The following is a 6,652-nucleotide window of genomic DNA, read 5'->3' as shown; positions in this document are numbered from 1 at the left end:
CCGTCGCCACCCTCCACACCCGCGGCGTCCCCGTCGCCTGGCAGACCCTCTACGAGAACACCGGCGCCCGCCGCGTCCCCCTGCCCACCTACGCCTTCCAGCGCGAGCGCCACTGGCTCGAACCCCGCACCGCCCCCGACCGCCCCCTGCCCGCCCCGGCCGCCCCCGCCCCCGCCGAGACCCCCGCCCCCCGCGGCGAACTCGGCCGCCGGCTCGCCGCGATGACCCCCGCCGAGCGCACCCGCGCCGTCACCGACCTCACCGCCGCGCACATCGCCGCCGTCCTCGGATACGACCAGGGCCGCCGCGCCGACGCCCGCACCACCTTCAAGGACCTCGGCTTCGACTCCCTCATGGCCGTCGAACTGCGCGACCGGCTCGCCACCGCCACCGGCCTGCGCCTCGCCGGCGGACTCCTCTTCGACCACCCCACCCCGGCCGACCTCGCCGCGCACGTCGAGAGCGAACTGCACGGCGCCACGGCCGGCGACACCACCCCCGCCCCCGCCGCCGCCCTCCAGGACGACGAACCGATCGCCATCGTCGCCATGGCCTGCCGCTACCCCGGCGGCGTCGCCTCCCCCGAGGACCTGTGGCGGCTGGTGGCCGACGGCACCGACGCCATCTCCGGCTTCCCCACCGACCGCGGCTGGGACGAGGAACTGTACGACCGCGACCCCGAGCGCTCCGGCAAGAGCTCCGTACGCGAGGGCGGCTTCCTCCACGACGCGGCCCTCTTCGACGCCGGCTTCTTCGGGATCTCCCCGCGCGAGGCCCTCGCCATGGACCCCCAGCAGCGCCTCCTCCTGGAGACCGCCTGGGAGGTCGTCGAGCGCGCCGGCATCGACCCGCACACCCTCAAGGGCAGCCGCACGGGCGTCTTCGTCGGCGCCACCGCGCTCGACTACGGCACCCGCCTCCACGAGGCGCCCCAGAGCGTCGAGGGCCACCTCCTCACCGGCTCCACCAGCAGCGTCATGTCCGGCCGCATCGCCTACCAGCTCGGCCTCGTCGGCCCCGCCCTCACCGTCGACACCGCCTGCTCCTCCTCCCTCGTCGCCCTGCACATGGCCGTACGGTCCCTGCGCCAGGGCGAGACGACCCTCGCCCTCGCGGGCGGCGCGACGATCATGTCCGCCCCCGGCATGTTCGTGGAGTTCTCCCGCCAGCGCGGCCTGGCCGCCGACGGCCGCAGCAAGTCCTTCTCCGCCGACGCCGACGGCACCTCCTGGGCCGAGGGCGTGGGCCTGCTCCTCGTCGAGAAGCTCTCCGACGCCCGCCGCAACGGCCACCAGGTCCTCGCCGTCCTGCGCGGCACGGCCGTCAACCAGGACGGCGCCTCCAACGGCCTGACCGCCCCCAACGGCCCCTCCCAGCAGCGGGTCATCCGCCAGGCCCTCGCCGACGCCCGCCTCACCCCGGCCGACGTGGACGCCGTCGAGGCCCACGGCACCGGCACCCGCCTGGGCGACCCCATCGAGGCCGAGGCGATCCTCGCCACCTACGGCACCGACCGCGGCGACCACGCCCCGGTCTACCTCGGCTCCCTCAAGTCGAACATCGGCCACGCCCAGGCCGCCGCCGGCGTCGGCGGCGTCATCAAGATGGTCCAGGCGATCCGCCACGGCGTGCTGCCCCGCACCCTCCACGTCGGCGAGCCCACCCCGCACGTCGACTGGACCGACGGCACGGTCGAACTGCTCACCGAGGCCCGCGACTGGCCCGCCACCCGCCGCGCCCGCCGCGCCGCCGTCTCCTCCTTCGGCATCAGCGGCACCAACGCCCACGTCATCATCGAACAGGCCCCCGACACCCCCGCCCGGCCCGCCACCCCCACCCCCGACCGGCCCACCCCCGCCCGGCCCGGCACCCCCGTCCCGTGGGCCCTGTCCGCCCCCGACCGGCCCGCCCTCGCCGCCCAGGCCGCACGGCTCCACGACCACCTCACCGCCCACCCCGGCCTCGACCCGGCCGGCATCGGCCTCTCCCTGGCCACCACCCGCGCCACCTGGCCCGAGCGGGCCGTCGTCACCGGCACCACCACCGCCGAACTCCTCGCCGGACTCGACACCCTGCGCCGCGACCCCGCCGCCGACACCCCGCAGCTGGTGACCGGCTCCGCCGCCCGCGCCGGCCGCACCGCCTTCCTCTTCACCGGACAGGGCGCCCAGTACCCCGGCATGGGCCGCGAACTGTACGCGGCGCACCCGGTCTTCGCCGCCGCCCTCGACCGCGTCTGCACGGCACTCGACGCCCACCTCGACCTCGACCGCCCGCTGCGGGAGGTCGTCTTCGACGACGCGCCCGCCGAGACCGGCACGACGGCCCCGCTGCACGAGACCCGCACCACCCAGCCCGCCCTGTTCGCCCTGGAGGTCGCCCTCCACGCCCTGCTCCAGGCCCACGGCCTGACCCCCGACGCGGTCGCCGGCCACTCCATCGGCGAGCTCGCCGCCGCCCACGTCGCCGGAGTCCTCACCCTCGACGACGCCGCCGCACTCGTCGCCGCCCGCGGCCGGCTCATGCAGGCGGCCACCCCCGGCGGCGCGATGGTCGCCCTCCAGGCCGGCGAGGACGAGACCGCCCAGACCCTCGCCCCCTACACCGGCCGCCTCGCCGTCGCCGCCGTCAACGGCCCCGACGCCGTCGTCGTCTCCGGCGACGCCGACGCCGCCGAGGAACTCGCCGCCCTGTGGCGCGAACGCGGCCGCAAGACCCGCCGCCTGACGGTCAGCCACGCCTTCCACTCCCCGCACATGGACACCGTCCTCGACGAGTTCCGCACCGTCGCCGAAGGCCTCACCTACCACCCGCCGCGCCTCCAGGTCGTCTCCACCGTCACCGGCCGCACCGCCACCGGCGACGACCTGCTCACCCCCGACTACTGGGTGCGCCAGATCCGCGGCACCGTACGGTTCCTCGACGCCACCCGCACCCTGGAGGACGAGGGCGTCACCACCTTCGTCGAGATCGGGCCCGACGCCGTCCTGACCGCCATGGCCGCCGGCTCCTTCCGCACCGACACCTCCCGGGCCGTCGCCCTCCAGCGGGCCGGCCGCCCCCAGAACACCACCCTGGCCGCCGGACTCGCCCGCGCCCACACCCTGGGCGCCCCCCTCGACCTGGCCTCGTTCTTCCCCACCGCCACCCCCGCCGAGCTGCCCACCTACGCCTTCACCCGCAGCCACTACTGGCTGCGCCCCGAGGCCCGCACCGACGCCCGCAGCCTCGGCCTCGACCCGGCCGGACACCCCCTCCTGGCCACCGCCGTCGACCTCGCCGACCGCGAGGGCCTCGTCCTCACCAGCCGCCTGTCGACCGCCGGCCACCCCTGGCTCGCCGACCACCGCATCCAGGGCACCGTCCTGGTCCCCGCCACCGCCTTCGTCGAACTGGCCACCGCGGCGGGCCGCACCGCAGGAGCCGAGCACCTGGTCGAACTGACCCTGGAAACCCCCCTCGTCCTGCCCGAGGAACGCGGCGCCGTCCGCGTCCAGGTCGCCGTCGCACCCCCCGACCCCTCCGGCCTGCGCACCTTCACCGTCCACTCCCGGCCCGACACCGACGACGACACCCGGACCGCCTGGACCCGCCACGCCTCCGGAGCCCTCGACACCACCCCCGCCACCGCCACCGGCGCCTTCGACGAACTGACCCAGTGGCCGCCGCCCCACGCCCGGCCCGAGACCACCGACGACGCCTACGAGCGGCTCACCGGCCTCGGATACGCCTACGGCCCCACCTTCCAGGGCCTGCGCGGCCTGTGGCGGGGCACCGACGGCACCACCTACGCCGAAGTCGCCCTCCCCGAGGCCCAGCACGAGGCCGCCGCCCGCTACGGCGTCCACCCCGCGCTCCTCGACGCCGTCCTGCACCCCGTCGTCCTCGACGCCGCCGACGGCGCCGACCCCGGCACCATCCGGCTGCCGTTCGCCTGGAGCGGCGTCAGCACCCACGCCGTGGGCGCCACCACCCTGCGCGTCCGCATCGCCCCCGCCGGCCCCGACACCGTCAGCCTCCACCTCGCCGACACCACCGGCGCACCCGTGGCCGCCGTCGACGCCCTCGTCCTGCGGCCCGTCGCCAAGGACCGCATCGCCCCCGCCGCCACCACCGACGGACTGTTCACCCTGGCCTGGACCGAACGCACCGCCCCGGCCGCCGGCCCCGCACCCCGCATCACCGCACTCGACCCGGCCGAAGCCGAGACGGCGGCCCGGGCCGACGGCCCCGGCCTCACCGCCGACGCCACCGACGTCCTCCTCGTCCGCCTGCACACCCCCACCGACGCCACCCCCCACACCCCCGCCGACGCCCACACCACCACCGCCCTCGCCCTCGCCCTCACCCAGCGCTTCCTCGCCGACGAGCGCTACGAGGACACCCGCCTCGCCCTCGTCACCACCGGCGCCGTCGCCACCACCCCCGGCGAAGCCGTCCCCGGCCTCGCCGCCGCCCCCGTCTGGGGCCTGCTGCGCGCCGTCCAGAGCGAACACCCCGACCGGATCGTCCTCGTCGACACCGACACCACCCCCGAGGCCACCGACCGGCTGCCCGCCGCCCTCGCCACCGGCGAACCCCAGCTCGCCCTGCGCGGCACCCGCATCCACGTCCCCCGCCTCACCCGCGACCGCGCCCCCGCCCCCGCCGACACCCCCCGCCCCGACCCGCACGGCACCGTCCTGATCACCGGCGGCACCGGCGGCCTCGGCGGCCTCCTCGCCCGCCACCTGGTCACCAACCACGGCGTGCGCCACCTGCTGCTCACCAGCCGCCGCGGACCCGACACCCCCGGCGCCGACCGGCTCGCCGACGAACTCACCCGCCTCGGCGCCCACGTGAGCACCGTCGCCGCCGACGCCGCCGACCCCGCCGACGTCGCCACCCTCCTCGCCGGCATCGACCCCGCACACCCGCTCACCGCGATCGTGCACACCGCCGGCGTCCTCGACGACGCCACCGTCGAGTCCCTCACCCCCCACCAGCTCACCCGGGTCCTGCGGCCCAAGGTCGACGCCGCCTGGCACCTGCACGAGCAGACCCGCCACCTCGACCTCGCCGCCTTCGTCCTGTTCTCCTCCGTCTCCGGCATCACCGGCACCGCCGGCCAGGCCAACTACGCCGCCGCCAACACCTACCTCGACGCCCTCGCCGCCCACCGCCGCGCCCAGGGCCTGCCCGGCCTCTCCCTGGCCTGGGGCCTGTGGGACGCGACCCACGGCATGGGCGCCCAGCTCGGCGACGCCGACCTCGCCCGCTGGGCCCGCGCCGGCGTCGACCCCCTCGACCCCGACACCGGCCTCGCCCTCTTCGACACCGCGCTCGCCGGCGCCGACCCCCTCGTCGTACCGGCCCTGCTCGACCTGGCCCGGCTGCGGACCGCCTCCGACGGCAACCCGCCCGCCCTGCTGCGCACCCTGATCCGGCCCCGCCCCGCCCCCGCCCGGACCGCCGCCGGCGCCGGCACCCCGGCCGGCGGCACCGCATGGGCCCAGACCATCGCCGCCCTGCCCCAGGACGAGGGCCGCGCCGCCGCCTCCGACCTGGTCCGCGGCATCGTCGCCGGCGTCCTCGGCCACGCGAGCCCCGAAGGCATCGACCCCGAACGCGCCTTCCGGGAGATCGGCTTCGACTCCCTGGCCGGAGTCGAACTGCGCAACCGCCTCAACGCCGCCACCGGGCTGCGCCTGCCCGCCACCGCCGTCTTCGACCACCCCTCACCCGCCGCCCTCGCCGCCCACCTGCACCGGCAGGCCGCCGGCACCCGGCCCGCCCCCACCGCCCCCGCCCGCAAGACCACCACCTCCGCCGACGAGCCGATCGCCATCGTCGGCATGGCCTGCCGCTTCCCCGGCGGCGTCACCTCACCCGACGACCTGTGGCGCCTCGTCCTGGACGGCACCGACGCCATCAGCGCCTTCCCCGACAACCGCGGCTGGGACCTCGACTCCCTCTACGACCCCGACCCCGAGAAGACCGGCACCTCCTACACCCGCCACGGCGGCTTCCTCCACGACGCCGACCGCTTCGACCCGGCGTTCTTCGGAATGTCCCCCCGCGAGGCCACCGCCACCGACCCCCAGCAGCGCCTCCTCCTGGAGACCGCCTGGGAGACCTTCGAGAGCGCCGGCATCGACCCCGCCGCCCTGCGCGGCACCAGCACCGGCGTCTTCACCGGCGCCATGTACGACGACTACGCCTCCCGCCTGGCCAAGAGCCCCGAGGAGTTCGAGGGCTTCCTGCTCGCCGGCAACCTCTCCAGCGTCGTCTCCGGCCGCCTGTCCTACACCTACGGCCTGGAAGGACCGGCCGTCACCGTCGACACCGCCTGCTCCTCCTCCCTGGTCGCCCTCCACCTCGCCGCCAACGCCCTGCGCGGCGGCGAGTGCGACCTCGCCCTCGCCGGCGGCGTCACCGTCATGTCGGGCCCCAGCACCTTCGTGGAGTTCTCCCGCCAGCGCGGCCTGTCCACCGACGGCCGCTGCCGCTCCTTCTCCGCCGACGCCTCCGGCACCGGCTGGGCCGAGGGCGTGGGCCTGCTCCTCGTCGAGAAGCTCTCCGACGCCCGCCGCAACGGCCACCAGGTCCTCGCCGTCCTGCGCGGCTCGGCCGTCAACCAGGACGGCGCCTCCAACGGCCTGACCGCCCCCAA

At 76.8% G+C, this 6,652-nt stretch carries 1 protein-coding gene; it reads left to right on the top strand.

Annotated features, from left to right (window positions below):
* A partial coding sequence (locus IE287_RS37845) for a type I polyketide synthase (RefSeq protein ID WP_189853970.1) occupies nt 1-6,652 on the top strand: 6,652 nt, incomplete at both ends.

The sequence above is a fragment of the Streptomyces omiyaensis genome, from assembly GCF_014650895.1.
Classification (GTDB): domain Bacteria; phylum Actinomycetota; class Actinomycetes; order Streptomycetales; family Streptomycetaceae; genus Streptomyces; species Streptomyces omiyaensis.
Note: the sequence above shows the minus strand (reverse complement) of the source record. Positions and strands in the feature narration are given on the sequence as shown.